Below are 24,406 nucleotides of genomic sequence, written 5' to 3'. Positions count from 1 at the left end.
TGTGGAGAACCTGTGGGAGCGGGCAAGCCCGCGAAGAGGCCGGTAATAAAAGAGCAGGGCTCAGATATTTTCACAACCGATCTGGACGCCCAGCGAATGACTCGCCCCAGGCTTCAACTCCACTAGGTCATCCCACACATTCGCCGTCTCGATGCACAACATCCGCTGCCAGCCATCATCAGCCATGTCCGCCAAGTCTTTGGCTCGCTCGGTCCACGGGTTCCAGATCACCGCCGAGCGCGAGCCGCTGCTGGTCAAGGTAATCCGCCGATTCCAATGCGGGTCGACGATGCTGAGGGTCTGCGGGGTGTTCAGGTAGATTCGGTCCGTCTCCCCGGCAAACGTCAGTGCCCCCTGCTGCTGGCGTTGTTCCCAGCCCGCCAGGGTTTCGATATAACCCAGCCCGTCGACACCCTCGACCCGCGCCTGGCGCACATCGCTGACCGCGAAGTAGCTATGCAGGGCCTGGCTGATGGTCACGGGGGTATTGCCCATGTTGCGGCTGGTCAGGCTCAGTGTCAGGTTTGCGCCCATCTCCACCACCAGTTTCAGCTCGACATCATGGGGCCAACCGGGCAGGTCGCCCCGCGCTTCAGGCAGTTCGAACTCGATCCGCAGGGCCTCGCCCACTTCTTCGATACCCAGCAATTTCCAGTCACGCGTGCGCGCAAGCCCGTGGGCAGGCGCCGGTGTTCCCTGGTACATGGCCTGGACGGCCTGAGGGTTGCGCTGCAGGTTGCCAAACCATGGCCAGCACACCGGTACCCCGGCGCGTACCGACTTGCCCTGGCGGAAGATGGCCTGGTCGCTCAGCCACAGCAGTGGCGGTTCGCCCACCTGCTGGTAGCTGAGGACCTGTGCGCCCTGCTGGGCGATCAGGAGTTCGGCACGGTCACTGCTGATACGCCAGCAGTTGAGTTCGCCATGTTGCTCGGTTACGACCTGAAAGGTAGCCATTGCGTTCTTCTCATTGATTGCCAGTGGGCCTTGGACCCGGGCAGATGCAATGAGTTTACCGCCAGCGTGGCTCAGCGACGAGGCACCGAGCGGGTACGACCACTGCCGTCGATGGCGACGAAGACGAATACCGCTTCTGTGACCTTGCGCCATTCGCTGGACAGCGGGTCGTCGCTCCACACTTCGACCATCATCTGGATCGAGCTGCGGCCGATTTCCAAGGTCTGGGTATAGAAAGACAGCTGTGCGCCGACCGCGACGGGCACCAGGAAGGCCATGCGGTCGATGGCTACGGTGGCTACGCGGCCGCCGGCGACACGGCTGGCCATGGCCGTGCCTGCCAGGTCCATCTGGGCAACCAGCCAACCGCCGAAAATATCGCCGAAACCGTTGGTTTCTCGCGGCAATGCGGTGATTTGCAAGGCCAGGTCGCCTTGCGGGATTGGATCTTCTTGTTCGAGCTCAATCATGCGATGGGGCCTCTGACCCGTGACGCTTTTCGTTGGTGTGGCGCAAAGGCCGGGTAAACGATTCAGCTTGAAACATACTACGCCGATTTCGTTTCACTGGGCGGCCGTAGGGAAACTCTGCGAAACCGCCTGACAATAGTGACCGGCGTTTTCGCACAACATCCCACGTTAGGAGCAACATAATCCTACGAAATGCCAGTATATAGGGCATAACGGCCAGCGACGACCGCGCATTCACGAATATCTGTGTGGATTTTGTATCGCTTTCGGCGTAGCTCGGCAATTTGCTATCTTCGCCTGTCTCCAATCCAGAAGCCGCGCGCCAAGCGGCCTGCATGCCCTATAAAGAGAACAACGAGCGATGACTTCCGTGCCCAGCAGTATCGAGCAGCCCTCGCGGCCGCTGACCCGCAGCGACTACAAGACCCTCTCACTGTCCGCCCTGGGCGGCGCGCTGGAGTTCTACGATTTCATCATCTTCGTGTTCTTCGCGACGGTGGTGGGCAAGTTGTTCTTCCCGGCCGACATGCCCGAGTGGCTGCGGCTGATGCAAACGTTCGGCATCTTCGCCGCCGGCTACCTGGCGCGGCCGCTGGGCGGCATCATCATGGCCCACTTCGGCGACTTGCTCGGGCGCAAGAAGATGTTCACCCTGAGCATCTTCATGATGGCCCTGCCGACCCTGATCATGGGCCTGCTGCCGACATATGCGCAGATCGGCATGTGGGCACCGATCCTGCTGTTGCTGATGCGTGTGATCCAGGGCGCGGCAATCGGCGGCGAAGTACCGGGCGCATGGGTGTTCGTCTCTGAACACGTGCCGGCTCGCAACACCGGCTATGCCTGCGGCACCCTGACCGCCGGCCTGACTGCCGGCATTCTGCTGGGCTCGCTGGTAGCGACCTTGATCAACAGCGTGTACAGCGCGGAAGAAGTGGCTGACTACGCCTGGCGTATCCCGTTCCTGCTTGGCGGTGTGTTCGGCCTGTTCTCGGTGTACCTGCGCCGTTGGCTGCACGAAACCCCGGTGTTCGCCGAAATGCAGCAACGCAAGGCACTGGCCGAGGAGCTGCCGCTGCGCGCTGTGCTGCGCGATCACCGTGGTCCGATCATCCTGTCCATGCTGCTGACCTGGATGCTTTCTGCCGGCATCGTGGTGGTCATCCTGATGACCCCGGCGCTGCTGCAGAGCTTCTACCACATCAGCCCGACCGACTCGCTCAAAGCCAACAGCCTGGCCATCGTGTTGCTCAGCTTTGGTTGTATAGGTGCCGGCAGCCTGGCCGACCGCTTTGGTGCAGGCCGCGTATTCGTGATCGGCAGCCTGCTGCTGCTGGCCAGCTCCTGGACCTTCTACCACAGCCTGCCGACCCGCCCCGAGTTGCTGTTCCCGCTGTATGCCGTGACCGGCCTGTGCGTGGGTGTGATTGGCGCAGTGCCTTATGTAATGGTCAAGGCGTTCCCGGCGGTGGTGCGTTTCAGCGGGTTGTCATTCTCGTACAACGTGGCCTACGCCATCTTTGGCGGGCTGACGCCGATGGTGGTGACCGCACTGCTGAAGGTGAGCCCGATGGCGCCTGCCTACTACGTGGCAGGCCTGTGCGCCGTCGGTCTGGCCGTGGGCCTGTACCTGCTCGCCAACAAGCGCTGATCTGCGCTACGGCTACTGGCCTCTTCGCGGCTAAAGCCGCTCCTACAGGGTTTTGCACAGGCCTCAAGGCCGACACCGAACCTGTAGGAGCGGCTTTAGCCGCGAAGAGGCCACACCTGCTTTCAGTGATGGCCTTTCATCCAATTGTCATAATGAAGTCATATCGTGTTCATGCGGCCTGCCGATACTTGGGCCCGTTCCATCCAACACCCCAATATTCCTGCTAGGAGCAAGGCATGAAACTGAAGCGTTTGATGGCGGCCCTTACCTTTGCCGCCGCTGGCGTTGCAACCGCCAACGCGGTAGCCGCTGTCGATCCTGCGATCCCGACCTACACCAAGACCACGGGTGTTTCGGGCAACCTCTCCAGCGTTGGTTCCGACACCCTCGCGAACCTCATGACTCTGTGGGCCGAGGCCTACAAGAAGGAATATCCGAACGTAAACATCCAGATCCAGGCTGCCGGCTCTTCTACCGCGCCACCCGCGCTGACCGAAGGTACCGCCAACCTCGGCCCGATGAGCCGCAAGATGAAGGACGTCGAGCTGCAAGCCTTCGAGCAGAAGTACGGCTACAAGCCGACCGCCATCCCGGTCGCCGTCGACGCCCTGGCCGTGTTCGTGCACAAGGACAACCCAATCAAGGGCCTGACCATGGCTCAGGTTGACGCCATCTTCTCTTCCACTCGCCTGTGCGGTGGCAAGGCCGAGATCAAGACCTGGGGCGACGTCGGTGTGACCGGCGACCTGGCCAACAAGCCAATCCAGCTGTTCGGCCGCAACTCGGTATCGGGCACCTACGGCTACTTCAAGGAAGAAGCCCTGTGCAAAGGCGACTTCAAGCCTAACGTCAACGAACAGCCTGGCTCGGCTTCGGTCGTGCAGTCGATCAGCTCCTCGCTGAACGGCATCGGCTACTCGGGCATCGGTTACAAGACCGCCAGCGTGAAGACCGTAGCCCTGGCCAAGAAAGACGGCGGTGAGTTTATTGAAGACAATGAAGCCAACGCCCTGAACGGCACCTACCCGCTGTCGCGCTTCCTGTACGTCTACGTCAACAAGGCGCCGAACAAGCCTCTGGCCCCGCTGGAAGCCGAGTTCGTCAAGCTGGTGCTGTCGCAAGCGGGCCAGCAGGTGGTGGTGAAGGATGGCTACATCCCGCTGCCGGCCAAAGTCGTCGACAAGACTCTGGCTGACCTGGGCCTGTCGCACGCCGGTAACGTTGCAAAGAAGTAAGTAATTAAGAGGAGGCCGGTGCCACAGCCCGGCCTCTTCCACGAATTTCCAGTCCGAAGCCAGGTTCCCTGTGCGGCGGGCTTTCGCGCGTCACCACTTTGTAATGTTTTTGTCACACGGGACCGCTAGGGTGTGCGCATGAATGATCTGGCCAATTCCAACATGACCCAAAACTCCCAGCCCGTGCGCATTGATTTCAATACGCCCGAGTTGCAACGCAAGCGCCGCATGCGCGCGCTCAAGGACCGCCTGACCCGCTGGTATGTGCTGGTAGGCGGGCTTGCCGTATTGGCGGCAATCACGTTGATCTTCTTCTACCTGGCTTATGTGGTGTTGCCACTGTTCCAGGGCGCCGAGCTGACCAGCAAGAAAGCCCTGGAGCCGACATGGCTGCAGCAGGATGCCGGTAAGCCACTGATGATCGCGCTTGAAGAGCAGAATCAGGTGGGGATGCGTGTTTCGGACAAGGGCCAGGCATTGTTCTTCGATACCAAGACCGGTAACGAACTCAAGCGTGTCGATCTGGCAGTGCCGGCGGACACCCAGGTCACGTCCATCAGTACTGACCAGCCGGGTAGCGCGCTGGTGGTGCTGGGCCTGTCCAATGGCCAGGCGCTGGTTTTCCAGCACACCTACAAGATCACCTACCCGGACAACAAGAAAACCATCACCCCTGGCATCGACTACCCGTACGGCGAGCAATCGTTCGTGCTCGACGAGCAGGGGCGTGCGCTGGACCACGTCAGCGTCAACGTCAACGGCGACACCCTGCTGCTGGCCGGCTCTACCGGTGCTCACCTGCAGGTGGTCGAGCTGACCCGCACGGAAAACATGATGACCGAAGAGGTCACCACCGAGCAGAACCGCATCGAACTGCCGCAAATGACCGAGACGGTGAAGAATATCTTCATCGACCCACGCCAGCACTGGCTGTACGTGATCAACGGCCGTGCCACGGCCGATGTGTTCAGCCTGCGCGACAAGAGCCTCAACGGCCGTTACAAGTTGTCTGATAGCGCCGACACCGAAATTACTGCCACGGCCCAGCTGGTTGGCGGCATTTCGCTGATCATCGGTGACTCCAAGGGCGGGCTGGCCCAGTGGTTCATGGCCCGCGACCCGGATGGCGAATCGCGCTTCAAGCAGATCCGTACCTTCCAGATGGGCAAGGCGCCGATCGTGCAGATCGACGCCGAAGAGCGCCGCAAGGGCTTCATCGCCCTCGACGCCGAAGGCAAACTGGGCGTGTTCCACAGCACTGCACACCGAACCCTGCTGGTAAAGCCGGCTGCCGAAGGCCCTGGCACGCTGGCCCTGTCGCCACGCGCCAACCGCATCATCATCGAAGAAGGCGGCAAGTTGTTGCCGTTTAGCCTGCGCAACCCGCACCCGGAAGTTTCGTTCAGCGCGCTGTGGGGCAAGGTGTGGTACGAGAACTACGACGAGCCGAAGTACGTCTGGCAATCGACCGCGTCGAACACTGACTTCGAGCCCAAACTGAGCCTGTCGCCGCTGACCTTCGGAACCCTGAAGGCCGCGTTCTACGCCATGATCCTGGCCGCACCGCTGGCCATTGCCGCAGCCATCTACACCGCCTACTTCATGGCCCCGCGCATGCGCCGCAAGGTCAAGCCGGTGATCGAGCTGATGGAAGCGATGCCGACGGTGATCCTCGGCTTCTTCGCCGGCCTGTTCCTGGCCCCGTACCTGGAAGGCCACCTGCCCGGTGTGTTCAGCCTGTTCCTGCTGATGCCGATCGGTATCCTGCTGGCCGGCTTCTTCTGGAGCCGGCTGCCGGAGTCGATCCGCCTGCGTGTACCGGATGGTTGGGAAGCGGCGATCCTGATTCCGGTCATCCTGTTCACCGGCTGGTTCGCCCTGACCATGAGCCCGCACCTGGAAAGCTGGTTCTTCGGCGGCGACATGCGCCTGTGGATCACCAACGATTTAGGCATCACCTACGACCAGCGCAACGCCCTGGTAGTCGGTATCGCCATGGGCTTCGCGGTCATCCCGAACATCTACTCGATTGCCGAAGATGCCGTGTTCAGTGTGCCGCGCAGTCTGACCCTGGGCTCGCTGGCACTGGGCGCGACGCCTTGGCAGACCCTGACTCGCGTGGTCATCCTCACCGCCAGCCCGGGCATCTTCTCGGCGTTGATGATCGGCTTGGGCCGTGCGGTAGGCGAGACCATGATCGTGCTGATGGCTACCGGCAACACGCCGGTGATGGAGATGAACCTGTTCGAGGGCATGCGCACCCTGGCCGCCAACGTGGCTGTGGAAATGCCGGAATCGGAAGTCGGTGGCAGCCACTATCGCGTGCTGTTCCTGGCCGCCCTGGTGCTGCTGATGTTCACCTTCATCATGAACACCTTGGCCGAGCTGATTCGCCAGCGTCTGCGCAAGAAATACTCGTCGCTTTGATAGAAAGGTAGCGATCCGTGAAAAAGGATTCCCTCAAAGGCTGGTTCAAGAGCGGCGCCCCAGGCGTCTGGATGAGCGGCGGCGCGGTGGCCATGGCCGTGATCATGACCGTCGGCCTGCTGGCGGTGATCGCCGTGCGCGGCCTGGGCCACTTCTGGCCAGCCGATCTTGTCCAGGCCACCTACAAGGTGCCGGGCCAGGCCGATCACGTTGTCATTGGCGAAGTGGTGCAGAAGGAGGAAGTACCCCGTGCTCGTCTGAAGGGGGCTGGCCTGCCAGTGCCTGACCAGGGGCCGGAGTTCATGACCCGCGAGCTGATCAAGGTGGGTAACCGCGACCTCAATGGCAGCGACTTTACCTGGGTGGTCGGCGACTGGCTGGTCGACGAACAGCGCCCGGCTGACTTGATGGCCCTTGAGCGCCGCGAGTGGGGCAACTTCTATGGCTACCTGGTCAGCGTCAAGGAACAAGGCCGCGTGGTTGCCGAAGGCCCCACTGCCTGGAGCGAACTGCAGGCCCGCCTCAAGCGTGCCAACCAGCTCAACAGCGAGCTGCAGCAGTTGGAGAAGAAGGACATCGGTGCCATCAACCATGGCCTTGAGCGCCTGCGCCTGCAAGCACGCAAGCTGGAGCTGGACGGCAAGCTGGACGCCGCCGCCCAGGCCGACATGGACGCCGACCGTGCCGAACTGAACAGCCGCTACAAGGCCATCGAAGACCGCCTGACCGGCCTGCACCAGGCTTTTTCCCGCGACAGCCTGGTGGCCCGGGATGGCAACGGCCGTGAAGTGGAAATCAACCTGAGCAAGGTAGTGCATGCTGTCCAGCCGAACGGCATGTCGGCGTTCACCAAGTTGGGCACCTACTTCGGCAAGGTCTGGGAGTTCCTCAGCGACGACCCGCGTGAAGCCAACACCGAGGGCGGTATCTTCCCGGCCATCTTCGGTACCGTGATGATGACCCTGATCATGGCCGTGATCGTTACCCCGTTTGGCGTGCTGGCTGCCGTGTACTTGCGTGAATACGCCAGGCAGGGCCCGGTCACCCGGCTTATCCGCATTGCGGTGAACAACCTGGCCGGTGTTCCTGCGATCGTCTACGGTGTGTTCGGTCTGGGCTTCTTCGTCTATGTGCTGGGCGGCTCGATCGACCGCCTGTTCTTCCCCGAAGCGCTGCCGGCGCCGACCCTGGGCACCCCGGGCCTGCTGTGGGCATCGCTGACCCTGGCATTGCTGGCGGTGCCGGTGGTGATCGTGGCCACCGAAGAAGGCCTGGCGCGAATTCCGCGCACCGTGCGTGAGGGCTCGCTGGCGTTGGGCGCAACCAAGGCCGAGACCCTGTGGAAAATCGTCCTGCCCATGGCCAGCCCGGCCATGATGACTGGCATGATCCTCGCCGTGGCCCGTGCCGCCGGCGAAGTGGCGCCGCTGATGCTGGTAGGTGTGGTGAAGCTGGCGCCGTCACTGCCGGTGGATGGTAACTACCCGTACCTGCACCTGGACCAGAAGATCATGCACCTGGGCTTCCACATCTATGACGTCGGCTTCCAGAGCCCGAACGTCGAAGCTGCGCGGCCGCTGGTTTATGCCACTGCGCTGCTGCTGGTGCTGGTGATCGCGACCCTCAACCTCTCTGCCGTGTGGATTCGCAACCACCTGCGCGAGAAGTACAAGGCACTGGACGGCTGACCCTGATTGCAAGCGTGCCGCCCTTAAGCCGGGCGGCCCTTTGAAACGACTTGATAGCGTATGGAGTTGACCATGCAGCAAGATTCCCACACCCATGGCATCGACATGTCTGCCCTGGGCCGCAACAAACAAAGCCTGCGAATGGCTGAAGAAACCGTGGCCATCGAAGTGCCGGGCCTGAGCCTGTTCTATGGCGACAAGCAAGCGCTGTTCGACGTGCAGATGAACATCCCGAAGCAGCGTGTGACCGCCTTCATCGGCCCATCCGGCTGCGGCAAGTCGACCCTGCTGCGCACTTTCAACCGGATGAACGACCTGGTTGACGGTTGCCGTGTGGAAGGTGCCATCAACCTGTACGGCAACAACATCTACCGCAAGGGTGAAGACGTTGCCGAACTGCGCCGGCGTGTGGGCATGGTGTTCCAGAAGCCGAACCCGTTCCCCAAGACCATCTACGAGAACGTGGTCTACGGCCTGCGCATCCAGGGCATCAACAAGAAGCGCGTGCTTGATGAAGCCGTCGAGTGGGCGTTGAAGGGCGCGGCCTTGTGGGACGAGGTCAAGGACCGCCTGCACGAGTCGGCGCTGGGCCTGTCCGGTGGCCAGCAGCAGCGTCTGGTCATCGCCCGCACCATTGCCGTGGAGCCGGAGGTGCTGCTGCTTGACGAACCGTGCTCGGCGCTGGACCCGATCTCGACCTTGAAGGTCGAAGAACTGATCTATGAATTGAAATCCAAGTACACCATCGTCATCGTGACCCACAACATGCAGCAAGCGGCGCGTGTTTCGGATTACACCGCGTTCATGTACATGGGCAAACTGGTCGAATTCGGGGATACCGATACCCTGTTCACCAACCCGGCGAAGAAGCAGACCGAAGACTACATCACCGGTCGCTACGGCTAAGCGCCGCTCGCGAAACAGGCACCTCGGTGTCTGGCACCGGCGTTGCCGGTGTTTGCGGGTGAACCCGCTCCTACAGGGCCGCGCTACCAAAGGACAAAACGATGATCAACAAAGAAAGCCTTACCCATCACATTTCCCAGCAGTTCAACGCCGAGCTGGAAGAGGTGCGCAGCCACCTGCTGGCCATGGGCGGGCTGGTGGAAAAGCAGGTCAACGACGCGGTTACCGCGCTGATCGAAGCCGACTCTGGTTTGGCCCAGCAGGTGCGCGAGGTTGACGAGCAGATCAACCAGATGGAGCGCAACATCGACGAGGAGTGCTTGCGCATCCTCGCCCGCCGTCAGCCAGCGGCCTCGGACCTGCGCCTGATCATCAGCATTTCCAAGTCGGTGATCGACCTGGAACGCATCGGTGACGAGTCGACCAAGATCGCCCGCCGCGCCATCCAGCTGTGCGAAGAGGGCGAGTCGCCGCGTGGTTATGTCGAGGTGCGCCACATTGGCGACCAGGTGCGCAACATGGTCCGGGATGCGCTGGACGCCTTTGCCCGCTTCGACGCCGACCTGGCGCTGTCGGTGGCCCAGTACGACAAGACCATCGACCGCGAATACAAGACCGCGCTGCGTGAGCTGGTGACCTACATGATGGAAGACCCGCGCTCTATCTCGCGGGTGCTGAGCGTGATCTGGGTGCTGCGCTCGCTGGAGCGTATTGGCGACCATGCGCGCAACATCTCCGAACTGGTGATCTACCTGGTGCGCGGTACCGACGTGCGCCACATGGGCCTCAAGCGCATGACGGCAGAAGTGCAGGGCACTGCTGTCGCCAACGGCGAAAAGGCTAATGTTCCGGGTGAATCTGACGATAAGTAAGGTTGCTCCCGAGCATCGACGCCCGGCCTTGGCCGGGCGTTTTCGTTTGCGGTCGAGAGCCGGCAGGCACCCGCGAACGATGTGAAGAAGTCCCGGCGTGACCAGGTTGTAGCAAATGGCCATCATTTGGCAGTAGGCTAGTCGGGATTCATAAGGAGTATCGATGAGTAAAGTGAATGTGCTGGTCGTGGATGACGCCCCGTTTATCCGTGATCTGGTCCGCAAGTGTCTGCGCAACGCCTTCCCGGGTATGGCCATCGACGACGCGGTCAACGGTCGCAAGGCCATGGCCATGCTCGGCAAGGAAGCGTTCGATCTGGTCCTCTGCGACTGGGAAATGCCGGAAATGTCAGGCCTGGAACTGCTGACCTGGTGCCGTCAGCAGCCTGCACTGAAGAACCTGCAGTTCATCATGGTGACCAGCCGTGGCGACAAGGAAAACGTCATTCAGGCGATCCAGGCGGGCGTTTCCGATTTTGTAGGCAAGCCGTTCACCAACGAGCAACTGCTGACCAAGGTAAAGAAAGCCCTGACCAAGATCGGTAAGCTCGACAGCCTGATGGCCATCGGCCCGGCGCGAGCCAACCCGGCGTTTGCCAACGATTCGTTGAACGCGCTGACGGCGGGCAAGCCCGAAGCGGTCAAGGTGGCGGCGCCGGTACCGGCCAAGCCTTTGGTCGCCGCACCCGCACCCGCACCTGCTGCCCCCGCGCCGAGCGGCCGTGGCCAGGGCCAGCTGCGCCTGGCCAGTGGCATGCAGCCATGCGTGATCAAGGCGTTGAGCCTGAAAGAGGCACTGCTGGTGGTACGCCGCAGCGAAGTGCTGCCACAGGTGCTGGAAGGTGCGGTGCTGGACCTGGAGCAGGGCGAAAGTGCCGAAGTCGCTCGCCTGAACGGCTACCTGCATGCGGTGGCGGCGCTGGAGCCAAAACCTGACAGCGACTGGTTGCAGTTGACGTTCAAGTTTGTCGACCAGGATGCCCAGAAGCTCGACTACCTGTCTCGGTTGATTGCCCGCGGCACTGCGCAGAAGCACTTCACCCCCGGTGCCTGACCCCGGCCCCGCGTCATGCTTTGGGCAGGAGCAGCACACGGGTGCTCCTGCCCAAGCCCGAGTTGCCCCATCCGACCAACTGCAATACCTACCGTAAAACCCGCTGCTAGGCTTCGACAGATCATAACTGTCAAAAAGCCACTATCATGCCCGCGCGCCTGCTGCTGTTCTGTGCATTGCTCATGGCCTCGGCGTCGAGCCAGGGCGTGACGCTCTACAAGATCACTGACGATTCCGGTGTCGTCTCCTATTCCGACCGCCCTGGCCCCGGCGCCAAGCCCTTGGTGTTGCTCGAGCCCATGGTCGAAACGCTCGAAGGCCAGGTACTGCTGAACGCGAAAACCTTCGACGGTGGCGTGAGCTTTTCGGCACGAAACGAGCTGCATGTGCCGGTAGAGGTAGAGTTGCGGCTGGACAACCTGGTCAACGCACAAGGCGGTGATGCCCCGCGTATCGTGCGCCGGCTGCTGCCGCCGCGCACCACGCAGATGCTCAGTGTGCTCAGGGGGCGGCCCGGGCTGCTGCTGAACTACCGTTCGACCCTGCTGCAGGCCATGGGTGATCCGGGCAAACGGCCGCTAGGCTTCCGCTATGCGTTCCCGTGGATTGGCGGGCCGTTCCGCGTCACTCAGGGCCCCAATGGCCGTGTCAGTCATTTTGGGCCCCGAGGGCGCTACGCCATGGATATCGCCATGCCCGAAGGCACACCCATCATCGCGGCGCGGGAAGGGGTGGTGGTGAAGACGCAGAACAGCCAGAGCGGGCGCGGCCCCAACCCCTCGGGTAACTTTGTCAGGATTTTGCACCCGGACGGCACCATGGGCGTCTACCTTCACCTGATGCGTGGTTCGGTGATGGTGGCGGAGGGGCAACGGGTACGGCAGGGCCAGATGCTGGCCAAGTCGGGCAATACCGGCAACAGCACTGGGCCGCACCTGCATTTTGTGGTGCAGCGCAATGTGGGGTTGGCGCTGGAGTCGATACCTTACCGCTTCGACAGGCCGATCAGCGGGATGCCGGATTTCACTGCCGGCAACCCTTGAGATTGCCGGGCCTGCTTCGCAGGCCTTTCGCGACACAAGGCCCCACATAGCCAGAGGCAGGTGCTGTAGCTGTGGGAGCGGCCTTGCGTCGCGATGGGCTGCGCAGCAGCCCCTTGGCCATCAATCCAGCTTCAGCACCTTGGCCAGTACGATCTTGGGCCCTTTCATCTTCTTGATGATGATGCGCAGCCCTTCGACTTCCAGCACTTCCTCTTCTTCCGGCACGCGCTTGAGCGTCTCGTAGATCAACCCGGCCAGGGTTTCGGCCTCGATGTGGTCAAGGTCGATACCCAGCAGGCGTTCGACCTTGAACAGTGGGGTGTCGCCGCGCACCAGCAGCTTGCCCGGCTGGTAGGCGAGAATGCCACGCTCGGTCTTGCGGTGCTCGTCCTGGATGTCGCCCACCAGCACTTCCAGCACGTCTTCCATGGTCAGGTAGCCGATCACCTTGCCATCGGCTTCCTCGACCAACACGAAGTGCGCGCCGCCCTTACGGAACTGCTCCAGCAACTGGGCCAGCGGCATGTGCCGCGACACGCGTTCGAGTGGCCGGGCAAGGTCTTCCAGGTCAATGGTCTCCGGCAAGTGCTCCAGCTCAGCCAGCTCCAGCAGCAGGTCCTTGATGTGCAGCAGGCCGGTGAATTCTTCGCGCTCGGCGTCGTACACCGGGTAGCGGCTGAACTTGTGGCGGCGCACCAGGGCCAGGATCTGCTTCAGAGGCGCATGGGCGTCGATGCTGATCATGTCCTCACGCGAGTTGGCCCAGTCGACCACTTCCAGCTCGCCCATTTCCACGGCCGAGGCCAGCACGCGCATGCCTTGGTCGCTTGGGTCCTGGCCACGGCTGGAGTGCAGGATCAGCTTAAGTTCTTCGCGGCTGTAGTGGTGCTCGTGGTGCGGGCCAGGCTCGCCCTGGCCGGCAATACGCAGGATGGTATTGGCGCTGGCATTGAGCAGGTAGATGGCCGGGTACATCGCCCAGTAGAACAGGTAAAGCGGCACGGCGGTCCACAGCGACAGCAGCTCTGGCTTACGGATAGCCCAGGACTTGGGGGCCAGCTCGCCGACCACGATGTGCAGGTACGAGATGACGAAGAAGGCGACGAAGAACGAGATCGCCTTGACCAGCTCGGCGCTGTCCACGCCGAAATAGGCCAGCAATGGTTCCAGCAGGTGGGCGAAGGCGGGCTCACCCACCCAGCCCAGGCCCAGCGAGGCGAGGGTGATGCCCAATTGGCAGGCCGACAGGTAGGCGTCGAGCTGGTTGTGAACCTTGCGCAGGATGTTGCCACGCCAGCCGTGCTTTTCGGCGATGGCCTCTACGCGTGTAGCGCGCAGCTTGACCATGGCGAACTCCGCGGCAACGAAGAAGCCGTTGAGCAGCACCAGCAGGAAGGCAAAGATGATCATGCCGAAGTCGGCGAATAACGAGGTGAGGCTAATGCCAGAGGAAGGGTCCATGATGGAGTTTTTACGGGGTCCGTCTTTGAGATAGAGAGAAAAAAAGTGCCAGCTTTTGCTGGCACAGGGGATCCAATGTAGCGGCTGGGGCCGTAAAAGCAAAGGGCAGCGGACTCATTGCAGTCCCTGTGGGAGCAGGCATGCCCGCGAAGGCCCGCGCAGCAGCCTCAATCTCAAGCCTTTTCGTTGGCCAATTGTGCTGGCGCAAAGTGACAGGTAAAGGTGCTGCCATGCCCCGGTACACTGCTGATTTCCAGCTTGCCCCGGTGGCGCATCAGCACATGCTTGACGATTGCGAGCCCCAGCCCGGTACCGCCGGTATTCGATGCACGGCTGGAGTCTACCCGGTAGAAGCGCTCGGTCAGGCGTGGCAAGTGCTTGGCATCGATGCCCACCCCCGAGTCCTGCACCGACAGGTGTGCGCCCTGGGCATCGGCCCACCAGCGGATGCGGATGCTGCCTTCGTCCTGGGTGTACTTGACTGCATTGAACACCAGATTGGAAAAGGCACTGCGCAATTCCGACTCGCTGCCCTTCAGCTTGACGCCAGGCGCAGCTTCCAGGCTGATGCGCTGGTTGCGCGGCCCGGACAGGGCCTGGGCGTCGTTCTTGATGGCGGCGAGCAGGGCATCGACCGCCACCGGCTGGTTGTCCGATGGGTAATCGGTGGCTTCCAGTTTGGCCAGTAGCAACAAATCGTTGAGCAGGGTTTGCATGCGCGAGCCTTGCTGGCTCATTTGCTGCAGGGCGCGGCTCCACCGCGGGTTCACGTCCTCGACGTTGTCCAGCAGGGTTTCCAGGTAGCCGGTGATTACCGTCAGCGGCGTGCGCAGCTCGTGAGACACGTTGGCGACGAAGTCCTTGCGCATCTGTTCCAGCTGGTGAATACGGGTGACATCGCGCACCAGCATCAGGTGTTCATTGTTGCCGTAGCGGGTGATGTGCAACTGCACACGCATGCGGTCATTGATTGGCGACGGGATTTCCAGCGGTTCGAGGTAGTTTTCTGCCTCGAAGTACTCTTTGAAGAGCGGATGGCGCACCAGATTGGTCACTTGCTGGCCGCCGTCCTGTGGGGTCTTGAAGCCCAGGAGGGTCTCGGCGGCGCGGTTCCACCATTCCAGGTTGCCGTCGCTGTCGAGCATGATCACCGCGTCACGCAGCGCAGCAGTGGACTCCTGCACCCGGTCGATCACTGCCTGCAGGCGGCCCCGTACGCGCTGGTCGCGGCGTTGCAGGTGGTAGATGCTATCGAATACCTCGCCCCACAGGCCGTAGCCATCGGGCGGTGCTTCGTCGGGTTGGTGATTGCGCAGCCAGTCGTGCAAGCGCAGCAGTTGCTTGAGGGTCCAGCCCAGATAGAGCGCCAGGCCAATGGCCAGGCTCCAGCCATAGTAGCCGCTGACCAGCCCGCCGATCAGGCAGACGGTAATCAGCAACAGCAGATGGCGAATCAGGGTTGCATGCCAGTTCTGGTTCAATTGACGATCCTTGTACAACGATGTGCAGCTTGGCGCTCCAGAGCTCGATCAGCTCTTGGTCGAGAAGCGGTAGCCAGTGCCCCGGACGGTTTGTACCAGATTCTCGTAAGCTTCACCCAGCGCCTTGCGCAGGCGACGGATGTGCACGTCGACGGTACGTTCCTCGACGTAGACGTTGCCGCCCCACACCTGGTCCAGCAATTGGCCTCGGGTGTAGGCGCGCTCCTGGTGGGTCATGAAAAACTGCAGCAGGCGGTATTCGGTAGGGCCCATCTCGGCCGGCTTGCCGTCGATGGTCACACGGTGGCTGATCGGGTCGAGCAGCAGGCCGCCGACCTCGATCGGCGCCTCGCTGTCGCTCGGACCCGTGCGGCGCAGCACGGCTTTCAGTCGCGCTACCAGTTCACGCGGCGAGAACGGCTTGGTGATGTAGTCGTCGGCGCCCACTTCCAGGCCCTGGATCTTGTTGTCCTCTTCACCCTTGGCGGTGAGCATGATGATCGGGATATCGCCGGTCAGTTCGTCGCGCTTCAGGCGGCGGGCCAGCTCGATGCCGGAGGTGCCCGGCAGCATCCAGTCGAGCAGGATCAGGTCCGGTTTGCGGTCGACGATGATCGCGTGTGCCTGTTGGGAGTTTTCCGCTTCCAGGCAGTCATAGCCGGCCATTTCCAGGGCAACGGCGATCATCTCGCGAATGGGCGCTTCGTCGTCGACGATCAGAATGTTCCTGCCTACCATGCTCAAAACCTCTCCTGGATTCGGTGTCTTGGCCCGCATTAGATAACGGAATTATTGCAGCTGTGTGACAGGGTGTTGGCCGTTCTGGCGACATTCCGTGACTGAACTAGGCTACAGAGGGCCGCTTTAATGGCAACCCGAACTCATTTCCCCCCGAAACAATGGTGAATCCAATGACACGACATACGCTGAGCTGGATGGCCCTTTTCACTGCGTTGGCGCTCCCGGGGGTGGCGTTGGCCCACCATGCCATGGAGAAGGATGGCAAGTGGGTCGATGAGGCCGGCATGACCCTGTACACCTTTGACAAGGATGCGGGTGGCAAGTCGATGTGCAATGGCGAGTGCGCCAAGAACTGGCCACCGTTGATGGTCAAGAAAGAAGACGAAGCACCGAAGGATAAATGGACCCATGTAGAGCGTGACGACGGTTCGATGCAGTGGGCTTACGACGGCAAGCCGCTGTATACCTTCATCAAGGACAAGAAGGCCGGTGACATGACCGGTGACGGCATGAAAGACGTCTGGCACGTTGCCAAGCCTTGAGATAGCCGGGGCCGCTGTGCGGCCCATCGCGACACAAGGCCACACACATGGTTCGACGTACGCCGAGCAATGTGTGGGGCCTTGTATCGCGATGGGCTGCGCAGCAGCCCCAAACTACTCAGCGCAACGCGTAATCCAGTACAACTCCGATAAACACCAGCATCCCCGCCCAGTGGTTGTGCAGAAATGCCTTGAAGCACGATTCCCGGTCCAGCTTGCGCGTTGACCAGTATTCCCAGGCAAAGCACGCCGCCGCACCCAGCAACCCAAGGTGGAACCAGCCACCCAGGTCGAAGCGACTACCGGCCAGCAACAGGCAGCCCAGCGACAGCAACTGCAGGGTCAGGATGATGCTGCGATCAGCGTCGCCGAACAGGATCGCAGTGGACTTCACGCCAATCTTCAGGTCGTCATCGCGGTCGACCATGGCGTAGTAGGTGTCGTAGCCTACCGTCCACAGCAGGTTGGCGATATACAGCAGCCAGGCGCCGGCCGGCAATTCACCGCCAGCGGCTGTGAAAGCCATGGGAATGCCCCACGAATACGCCGCCCCCAGCACCACCTGCGGGTAGTAGGTGTAGCGCTTCATGAACGGGTAGCAGAACGCCAAGGCCACCGCCCCGAACGACAGCCAGACGGTGCGGCTGTTGGTGCACAGCACCAGCAGGAAACTCACCCCGACCAGAATCGCGAACAGTGTCAGCGCCTCGCGTGGCCGCACCCGGCCACTGGCCAGGGGGCGGTCGGCGGTCCGCTTGACATGGCCGTCAACCTTGCGGTCGGCAAAGTCGTTGATGCAGCAGCCGGCGGCGCGCATCAGCACCACACCAAGGCCGAAGATGAGCACATTGGCCAGGGTGGGTGACCCATTGCCGGCAATCCACACTGCCGACAGGGTCGGCCACAACAGCAGGTAGATGCCTATCGGCCGGTCCATGCGGCTGAGCTGGACGAAGTCCCAGGCCCGTGGATGCAGGCGGTTGAGCGACTTGAGCAGTTGCAGGTACATCAGCGGTTTTCCTCCTTGGCCGCTTGCCACAATGCCGGCAGAAACACCTCTGCCACCAGCAGGTCCAGGCCGTTGCGCTCGAAGCGCGAGCGGCGGCCCCACAGCGCCGCATGTGCAGCTTCGGACGGCAGCCAGGCCTGTGGATAAGTGCACACTTCGAGTGGATGACGGATGAACGCCTGGTCGCAGAACAGCAGCTCGCCCAGCGAGCGGCTGCCCAAGGATTCCAGGTCCAGACCGCCACGTTCCAGGGCGCTGCGGCTGGCCACGCTGCGGGCGAATACCCAAGGTTGGCCATGGCCGCGCAGGTACACTTCGCGCACCCAGCCTTCGGCGCCAGCAGCGATGCCCAGCGCTTGGCATTCGTCATCGCGCAGCGGCTGCCAGCCCTCGAACAGCGGGGTGACGGAAAAGTGATCGATGGACAGACGGGTCAGGCGGCGGGTCAGCGAGCCCTCGTCGAACAGCCAGTCAAGGGTGGGCTGGTCGATGTCGGTCGCCAGCTGTGAATACGGCAGCCACGCGACAGCGGCTGCTTGCGGGGATTCGTACGACACGTCGGTATGCTTTGTTACAGCCAGAGAGGCGGCGAGCTTAGCATGATTGCCCCAACTGCTTGCATACTGCCGGCAGGGCCGCTACAAAGCCCCCACGCATTGCGCGCTGGCCCCATTCGCGGGCAAGCCCGCCCGGCCTGCGCGGTCACTGTAGGCGCGGGCTTGCCCGCCAAGAGGCCATCAGCCGCAACACAAGCCCCAGCCTGAACCGAGGAAATAGACCTGATGAAAAAGTGGCAATGTATTGTCTGTGGCCTGATCTACGACGAAGCCGAAGGCTGGCCCGACGACGGCATCGCCCCCGGCACCCGTTGGGAGGATGTGCCTGAGGACTGGCTGTGCCCCGACTGTGGCGTCGGCAAAAGCGACTTTGAAATGATCTCCATCGGTTAATCGAGGAAAGCACGACATGACGTCCCCTGTGGTAATCATCGGTACCGGCCTTGCGGGCTACAACCTGGCCCGTGAATTTCGCAAGCTCGATACGCAGACGCCGCTGTTGCTGATCACCGCCGACGATGGTCGTTCGTACTCCAAGCCGATGCTTTCCATGGGCTTTGCCAAGCAGAAGGACGCCGACGGCCTGTGCATGGCTGAGGCGGGTGCCATGGCCGAGCAATTGAACGCCGAGGTCCGCACCCATACCCGCATCAGCGGCATCGACCCGGGCCACAAGCGGCTGTGGATCGGCGAAGAAGCCGTGGAATACCGCGATCTGGTGCTGGCCTGGGGGGCGCAGACCGTGCAGGTGCCGATCGAGGGTGATGGCGGCCATCTGGTATTCCCGATCAACGATCTGGAGGACTACGCGCGCTTCCGTGCTGCCGCCGCGGGCAAGCAGCGTGTCCTGATCCTCGGCGCCGGCCTGATCGGCTGCGAATTCGCAAACGACATGAGCCTGGGTGGTTTCAAGGTCGACGTTGTGGCGCCGTGTGAACAGGTCATGCCGACCCTGCTGCACCCGGCCGCTGCGGCGGCTGTACAGGGTGGGCTGGAGGGGCTGGGAGTACGCTTTCACTTGGGGCCGGTGCTGACCCGCCTGCAGCAGGTGACCCAAGGCCTGGAGGCGCACCTGTCGGATGGCAGCGTGATTGCCTGCGACCTGGTGGTTTCGGCCATCGGCCTGCGCCCACGTACCGACCTGGCTGCCGCAGCTGGGCTGCAGACCAATCGAGGTGTAAGCGTAGACCGCGAGCTACGTACATCACACGCCAACATCTTCGCCCTTGGCGACTGTGCCGAAGTCGATGGCATCAACCTGCTGTACGTGATGCCGCTGATGAGCTGTGCCCGGGCGTTGGCGCAAACCCTGGCCGGCAAGCCGACGGTAGTTTCCTACGGGCCGATGCCTATCACCGTGAAAACCCCGGCCTGTCCGCTGGTCGTCTCGCCAGCGCCACAGGGTTGCGAAGGCACCTGGCAGGTAGAGGGGCAGGGCAGTGACCTCAAGGTGCTTTGCCTTGATGCCGACGGCAAGTTGCTGGGCTACGCCCTGACCGGAGCGGCGGTGATGGATAAGCTGGCGCTGAATCGTCAGTTACCAGCGGTTATGGCGTAAATAGCGGCTGTTCTGTCGGATTTATCCTGTTGTTGCCTGCACAATGGCCGCCCAGATACTGGCGCGGCCCCTGAGCTCGTGCCATTCTCACTCCCGTCTGCCGCAGATTAGAGCCTGCGGTGCCTTGAGCGCTGCTCCCAGAGGCAGCACGGCATAACAACAAGAATTCCGTCAAAGAGGCTTCACTATGCGCAAACCAGAACTCGCCGCCGTCATCGCCGATAAGGCTGATCTGACCAAGGAAAAGGCCAATCAGGTTTTGAACGCGATTCTCGACAGCATCACCGGTGCCCTGGACAAGGACACCGTGACCCTGGTCGGTTTCGGCACCTTCGAAAAACGTCATCGCGGTGCGCGTACCGGCAAGAACCCGCAAACTGGGGAACCGGTCAAGATCAAGGCCAGCAATACCGTGGCCTTTAAGCCTGGCAAGAACCTGCGTGACAGCGTTAACGCCCCCGCCAAGCCAGCCAAGAAAGGCAAGTGATCGCTCCCTGACAACCCCAGTGTCGGCCAAGCGGGCGCCCCAAGGCGCCCGTTGTGCTTTCTGCAGGCAAAATGTTTCGAACCTGCATAAATAGTTCTGGAAAAGGATAAACTACGCGCCTTAGTCACTTTTCATTCGAGGCGCGTTGATGAAGTTCCGCTTTCTTCTCTGGGCCATGGGGCTGTTGATGGTCAGGGCCAGCCGTAATAACCCCGCATTCCAGCAGCAGCTCAAGGGCAAGGACTTGGTGTTCCAGATGCAGACCTTGGACGGCAAGGTCGCCCGACACTTCATCGTCAGCAACGAGCGCATCAGCAGCAAGGGCGGCGCGCACCCACAGCCGGCGTTCGCCATTGCATTCAGGGACGCCGCTTATGGCTTCGCCACCATGCAGGCGGGTAACAAGCAGCTGGCGTTCATGCAGGGGATTCAGGAAAAGCACATCCAGATCAAGGGCAATCCGGCGCTGGTGATGTGGTTCCAGGGGTTGATGAAATACTTGAAACCAAAGAAGAAAGGCTGAAGCCCGACGGGGATGATGACGCTTTACCTGTGGGAGCGGGCGTGCCCGCGAAACAAGCGACGCGGTGCATGGCACCGGCTTCGCCGGTGTTCGCGGGCAAGCCCGCTCCCACAGTCCAAAATCGCGCCAGCTGTTAGAAATTGAGCAAGACAGTTGCTGCCACAGACTATGTGTTAATGCTTAATGCGGTGTGTGGAACTGCGAAGCCAGCTCACGCAGCAGGTTCTCGGCTTCGAGCACCTTGTTCACCACATCCTCAGCCTTGTCCCGGGTAATGCTCAGGCGTTCCAACAGCTCGTCAGGAATCTCTTCCTGCGGCCCTGAGCCTATACCTCGCGAGCGCAGCAGGCGGGTGGCCAGGCACACCAAGTTGGGGAACGCGAAATATTCGCCGTCGTAGGCTGGGTCGTGCTGAAAGCGCAAGGCAGTCGACAGCTCTTCTGGCATGTCCCACAGCTTCATCAGCCAGGCACCGATCTGTTCGCGGCTGATGCCCAGCAAGTGTTGTTCCACATAGGTGTGGTTCAAATGCGGGTTGACCTCAAGGTGGCGGCAAATCAGCGAAAAATGCGGTGGGAACACGTGCGCCAGCAGCAGGTAGCCAAAGTTGTGCAGTAGCCCGGCCAGGTAAGTCAGCCCGGCCTCGGGGCGTTCTGCGCGCGGCATGGCGCGGGTCAGGCCTTCGATGATCGCGGCGGTGTAGATCGATTGTTGCCAGTAGGGCGTGGCTTGCTGCGGGTGGTCTTTGGGCAGGCTCAAGGTCTTGCCCAGCGCCAGGCCCAAGGCCAGGTTGATCACCAGGTCGAAACCCAGCACACGCACGATGGCGTCTTCCACCGAGCGGATCTTGCCCGGTGATCCATAGTAGGGCGATGCAGCCCAGCTCACCACCTGTGCCGCCAGCGCCGGGTCAGTTTCGACCACGCCGGTGATGTCGTCGATGCTGGCGTTGGGATCTACCCGCAGCTTGATGATCTTCTGCGCGGTGTCGGCGAGCGGTGGAATTTCGATGGTTTCTTCCAGGCGTTTCTGAATGCGTCGGGCAGTGAAGGCCTGGACCGCATCGGTGATTTCCCGGGTGTCGTCATCGGGGCGGTCGAGATTGGGGCTGATCGCTTCGACTTGCTGGCCAAAGCTGCTGGCGCTGGCCTTGGCCAGCATGCGCTTGAAGTGTGCGCGTTCGATTTCCAGCAACAGGCCGGCTTCGCCTGACTGGATAAAGACAGTTTCGGCGTCGAGCAGGCTCTTTTCGTACTGACATGGCGAGCTGGTCAGTGCCGGGATGCCCGGCAGGGCCTTGAGGTGGTGCTTGTCGAGCATCTGCTTCAGGCGCGGCACCGACACCGCGGTCAGCTTGCGCCCGGTCAGCTCGGCCAGGCGGTTGAGGTCCAGCAGGTGGCTCTGCGGGAACAGCACCATGAGGGCGCCGACCTCGTCGTCGAGAAGGACAGCCTGCACCCGCGAAGCCGCAGGCAGGTGCGAGTGCTCGACCACCTGGCGGTAGGGCACGCCGAGCTTGTCGAGCAGCAGCCTGATGACGGAGGGGGCGTGTGGGGTTGCGGTGTCCAGGGCAACTTCAGTCATGGTCCGTATCCACTGTTTCTTTTAAACGCGAAGTATAACCAGCCTGCGAGCAAATCTGGATCCATTCTGGGACTGGCGTCACACTTGGCCATATTGTTGGCCGTGGCGCAGCCAGCGGTCCAGCAGCGGGCTGACGTGTTCCGGCCAGCGTGATACCAAGGCCTGGGCCGCGTCGCGCACGGCCGGCAGCAGGTCGGCGTCGCGCATCAGGTCGGCGACCTTGAACTGCAGTAGACCGGTCTGGCGGGTGCCGAGCATCTCGCCCGGGCCACGCAGTTCAAGGTCTTTTTCGGCGATGATGAAGCCGTCGTTGGTCTCGCGCATGATCCCCAAGCGCTCGCGGCCGATCTGCGACAGCGGCGGGTGGTACAGCAGCACGCAATGGCTCACGGCACTGCCTCGGCCTACCCGGCCGCGCAGCTGGTGCAACTGTGCAAGGCCCAGGCGCTCGGGGTTCTCGATGATCATCAGGCTGGCGTTGGGCACGTCCACGCCCACCTCGATGACCGTGGTCGCGACCAGAAGCTGCAGGTTGCCAGCCTTGAACTCGGCCATGATCTCGGCTTTTTCCGCCGGTTTCATGCGCCCGTGGATCAACCCCACCCTCAGCTCGCCTAGCGCGCTGCCAAGCTCCTCGTAGGTGCTTTCGGCGGCCTGGCAGGTGAGTTCTTCGGACTCTTCGATCAGCGTGCATACCCAATAGGCCTGGCGCCCCTCGGCGCAGGCGGCGCGTACCCGCTCGACCACTTCGAAGCGGCGGCTGTCGGCCACCAGCACGGTGTTCACCGGCGTACGGCCTGGCGGCAATTCGTCGAGCACCGAGGTGTCCAGGTCGGCGTAGGCGCTCATGGCCAGCGTGCGCGGAATAGGTGTGGCGGTCATGATCAACTGGTGCGGGCACAGTTCGCCGGCCACGCCCTTCTTGCGCAGGGCCAGGCGCTGCTGCACGCCGAACCGGTGCTGTTCGTCGATGATCGCAAGGGCCAGGTGCTTGAACCTTACCTCTTCCTGGAACAGCGCGTGGGTGCCGACCACCATGGGTGCACCGTTGGCGATCTGCTCCAGGGAAGCAGCCCGGGCCTTGCCCTTGAGTTTGCCGGCTAGCCAGGCGACTTCGATGCCCAGCGGTTCCAGCCAGCGCTTGAAGGTAATGTAGTGCTGCTCGGCGAGGATCTCGGTGGGTGCCATCAATGCCACCTGGTAGCCAGCCTCCAGCGCCTGCAGCGCCGCCAGTGCTGCGACCACGGTCTTGCCGGCACCCACGTCGCCCTGCACCAGGCGCATCATCGGTTCGTGTTGGCTAAGGTCGTAGGCAATTTCGTTGGCTACCCGCTGCTGCGCGCCGGTCGGCTGGAAGCCCAGGTTAGCCAGGTATTGCGCCTGCAGGCGCGTGGCCTTGGGCAGTACCGGCGCACGCAGGCTGCGCAGGCTTTCGCGCAGGCGTTGCTGCGACAGCTGATGGGTCAGCAACTCTTCGAAGGCCAGGCGGTGTTGAGCCCAGTGCTGGCCTTCGGCGAGCTCGTCGAGGTCAGCGTCGGCCGGCGGGTTGTGCAGGTAGCGGATGGCTTCGTCCAAGGGTGCCAGCTGGTAGTCCCGGGCAAGCTCGTCAGGCAGCCAGTCGGGCAGGCTACGCGGGCCAAGCAGCGCAAGGCTCTGCTGGCACAACAGGCGCAGGCGTTGCTGGGTAAGGCCTTCGGTGGACGGGTAGATCGGCGTCAGGGTCTGCTCCACCGGCGGTGGTGGCTCGTTGCCGTTCAGCGCACGGTACTCCGGGTGGTAGATTTCCAGGCCCGAAGCGCCGGGGCGGGCTTCTCCGTAGCAGCGCAGGTGGGTGCCCCGCTTCAGGCCCTCCTTCTGCGCGTTGCTGAAGTGGTAGAAGCGCAATGTCAGCACACCGCTGCCGTCGCCCAGGCGCACCACCAGGCTGCGGCGCTTGCCCATGGTCACATCGGCACCACTGACCACGCCCTCGATAACCGCGTCCTGGCCGGGACGCAGTTGGCCGATTGGCACCACACGCGTACGGTCCTGGTAGCGCAGGGGCAGGTGGAACAACACGTCCTGCAGGTTTTCCAGGCCGACCTTGGCGAGTTTCTCCGCCATAGCCTCGCCCACGCCTTTCAGTACTGTGACCGGGACCTTCGACAGCTCACTCATGAC

22 protein-coding genes are annotated in these 24,406 nt (G+C 62.2%); 13 read left to right on the top strand and 9 right to left on the bottom strand.

Going from position 1 to position 24,406, the window contains the following annotated elements; translation table 11 throughout:
- Positions 1–60 precede the first annotated feature (60 nt).
- The gene (locus I8746_RS14675) at positions 61–957 is read right to left on the bottom strand and encodes a D-hexose-6-phosphate mutarotase (RefSeq protein WP_221100775.1); all 897 of its coding nucleotides are present in this window, start codon (positions 955–957) and stop codon (positions 61–63) included.
- A gap of 71 nt (positions 958–1,028) precedes the next feature.
- Complete coding sequence (locus I8746_RS14670) at positions 1,029–1,427, bottom strand: acyl-CoA thioesterase (RefSeq protein WP_003253317.1); 399 nt, start codon at positions 1,425–1,427, stop codon at positions 1,029–1,031.
- Positions 1,428–1,788: 361 nt separating this feature from the next.
- Between I8746_RS14670 and I8746_RS14665 the strand changes: the two genes are divergently transcribed.
- The 8 genes from I8746_RS14665 (at position 1,789) to I8746_RS14630 (ending at position 12,303) form a co-directional block, all read left to right on the top strand.
- Positions 1,789–3,078 (top strand): MFS transporter, encoded by a 1,290-nt coding sequence (locus I8746_RS14665; protein WP_003253318.1) that lies wholly within the window; start codon positions 1,789–1,791, stop codon positions 3,076–3,078.
- Between the two features lie 236 nt (positions 3,079–3,314).
- The gene (locus I8746_RS14660) at positions 3,315–4,313 is read left to right on the top strand and encodes a phosphate ABC transporter substrate-binding protein PstS (RefSeq protein ID WP_014861173.1); all 999 of its coding nucleotides are present in this window, start codon (positions 3,315–3,317) and stop codon (positions 4,311–4,313) included.
- Positions 4,314–4,451: 138 nt separating this feature from the next.
- On the top strand, positions 4,452–6,740 hold the full coding sequence (locus tag I8746_RS14655) for an ABC transporter permease subunit (protein ID WP_221100774.1): 2,289 nt from the start codon (positions 4,452–4,454) through the stop codon (positions 6,738–6,740).
- 71 nt (positions 6,741–6,811) lie between these two features.
- Positions 6,812–8,428, top strand: coding sequence for a phosphate ABC transporter permease PstA (gene pstA / locus I8746_RS14650; RefSeq protein WP_178085893.1), 1,617 nt, complete (start codon positions 6,812–6,814; stop codon positions 8,426–8,428).
- Positions 8,429–8,500: 72 nt separating this feature from the next.
- Positions 8,501–9,334: a phosphate ABC transporter ATP-binding protein PstB gene (gene pstB, locus I8746_RS14645; RefSeq protein WP_003253327.1), complete on the top strand. Its 834-nt coding sequence runs from the start codon at positions 8,501–8,503 to the stop codon at positions 9,332–9,334.
- Between the two features lie 101 nt (positions 9,335–9,435).
- Entirely contained in the window at positions 9,436–10,206 is a 771-nt protein-coding gene (gene phoU, locus I8746_RS14640) for a phosphate signaling complex protein PhoU (RefSeq protein ID WP_003253329.1), read from the top strand.
- A gap of 163 nt (positions 10,207–10,369) precedes the next feature.
- Complete coding sequence (locus tag I8746_RS14635; RefSeq protein ID WP_221100773.1) at positions 10,370–11,260, top strand: response regulator; 891 nt, start codon at positions 10,370–10,372, stop codon at positions 11,258–11,260.
- A gap of 146 nt (positions 11,261–11,406) precedes the next feature.
- Positions 11,407–12,303 carry a peptidoglycan DD-metalloendopeptidase family protein gene (locus tag I8746_RS14630; protein ID WP_003253334.1) on the top strand — a complete coding sequence of 299 codons (897 nt, stop codon included), beginning with the start codon at positions 11,407–11,409 and terminating at the stop codon, positions 12,301–12,303.
- Between the two features lie 120 nt (positions 12,304–12,423).
- Here the strand turns inward: I8746_RS14630 and I8746_RS14625 are convergent, their stop codons facing one another.
- The 3 genes from I8746_RS14625 to phoB all read right to left on the bottom strand — a co-directional run bounded on the left by I8746_RS14625 (position 12,424) and on the right by phoB (position 15,983).
- Entirely contained in the window at positions 12,424–13,764 is a 1,341-nt protein-coding gene (locus tag I8746_RS14625) for a hemolysin family protein (RefSeq protein ID WP_003253336.1), read from the bottom strand.
- A gap of 173 nt (positions 13,765–13,937) precedes the next feature.
- On the bottom strand, positions 13,938–15,245 hold the full coding sequence (phoR, locus tag I8746_RS14620; RefSeq protein WP_003253338.1) for a phosphate regulon sensor histidine kinase PhoR: 1,308 nt from the start codon (positions 15,243–15,245) through the stop codon (positions 13,938–13,940).
- Positions 15,246–15,293: 48 nt separating this feature from the next.
- Positions 15,294–15,983 carry a phosphate regulon transcriptional regulator PhoB gene (gene phoB / locus I8746_RS14615; protein WP_003253341.1) on the bottom strand — a complete coding sequence of 230 codons (690 nt, stop codon included), beginning with the start codon at positions 15,981–15,983 and terminating at the stop codon, positions 15,294–15,296.
- Positions 15,984–16,156: 173 nt separating this feature from the next.
- Here phoB and I8746_RS14610 point away from each other — a divergent pair, with 173 nt between their 5' ends.
- Positions 16,157–16,528, top strand: coding sequence for a hypothetical protein (locus I8746_RS14610; RefSeq protein WP_012054113.1), 372 nt, complete (start codon positions 16,157–16,159; stop codon positions 16,526–16,528).
- Positions 16,529–16,646: 118 nt separating this feature from the next.
- Here I8746_RS14610 and ubiA read toward each other — a convergent pair whose 3' ends face one another.
- On the bottom strand, positions 16,647–17,537 hold the full coding sequence (gene ubiA / locus I8746_RS14605) for a 4-hydroxybenzoate octaprenyltransferase (protein ID WP_004575206.1): 891 nt from the start codon (positions 17,535–17,537) through the stop codon (positions 16,647–16,649).
- The gene (locus tag I8746_RS14600; RefSeq protein WP_012054112.1) at positions 17,537–18,094 is read right to left on the bottom strand and encodes a chorismate lyase; all 558 of its coding nucleotides are present in this window, start codon (positions 18,092–18,094) and stop codon (positions 17,537–17,539) included. The genes ubiA and I8746_RS14600 overlap by 1 nt, the downstream gene beginning before the upstream one ends.
- Before the next feature lie 225 nt (positions 18,095–18,319).
- Here I8746_RS14600 and I8746_RS14595 point away from each other — a divergent pair, with 225 nt between their 5' ends.
- The 4 genes from I8746_RS14595 to I8746_RS14580 all read left to right on the top strand — a co-directional run bounded on the left by I8746_RS14595 (position 18,320) and on the right by I8746_RS14580 (position 20,662).
- Positions 18,320–18,487, top strand: a complete 168-nt coding sequence (locus tag I8746_RS14595; RefSeq protein ID WP_003253349.1) for a rubredoxin — start codon at positions 18,320–18,322, stop codon at positions 18,485–18,487.
- 16 nt (positions 18,488–18,503) lie between these two features.
- Entirely contained in the window at positions 18,504–19,652 is a 1,149-nt protein-coding gene (locus I8746_RS14590) for an NAD(P)/FAD-dependent oxidoreductase (protein WP_088512619.1), read from the top strand.
- 187 nt (positions 19,653–19,839) lie between these two features.
- The gene (locus tag I8746_RS14585) at positions 19,840–20,139 is read left to right on the top strand and encodes an HU family DNA-binding protein (protein WP_003253355.1); all 300 of its coding nucleotides are present in this window, start codon (positions 19,840–19,842) and stop codon (positions 20,137–20,139) included.
- A gap of 148 nt (positions 20,140–20,287) precedes the next feature.
- The gene (locus I8746_RS14580) at positions 20,288–20,662 is read left to right on the top strand and encodes a helicase (protein ID WP_014861178.1); all 375 of its coding nucleotides are present in this window, start codon (positions 20,288–20,290) and stop codon (positions 20,660–20,662) included.
- A 180-nt stretch (positions 20,663–20,842) separates the two neighbouring features.
- Here the strand turns inward: I8746_RS14580 and I8746_RS14575 are convergent, their stop codons facing one another.
- Together I8746_RS14575 and recG are read right to left on the bottom strand one after the other, a co-directional pair.
- Positions 20,843–22,246, bottom strand: a complete 1,404-nt coding sequence (locus I8746_RS14575; RefSeq protein WP_003253359.1) for an aminoacyl-tRNA deacylase and HDOD domain-containing protein — start codon at positions 22,244–22,246, stop codon at positions 20,843–20,845.
- Positions 22,247–22,324: 78 nt separating this feature from the next.
- Positions 22,325–24,403, bottom strand: coding sequence for an ATP-dependent DNA helicase RecG (gene recG / locus I8746_RS14570; protein WP_014861179.1), 2,079 nt, complete (start codon positions 24,401–24,403; stop codon positions 22,325–22,327).
- Positions 24,404–24,406 lie beyond the last annotated feature (3 nt).

The sequence above is a fragment of the Pseudomonas sp. USTB-Z genome (assembly GCF_019691255.1).
GTDB lineage: Bacteria > Pseudomonadota > Gammaproteobacteria > Pseudomonadales > Pseudomonadaceae > Aquipseudomonas > Aquipseudomonas alloputida.
This window is presented reverse-complemented; position numbering and strand designations above follow the sequence as displayed.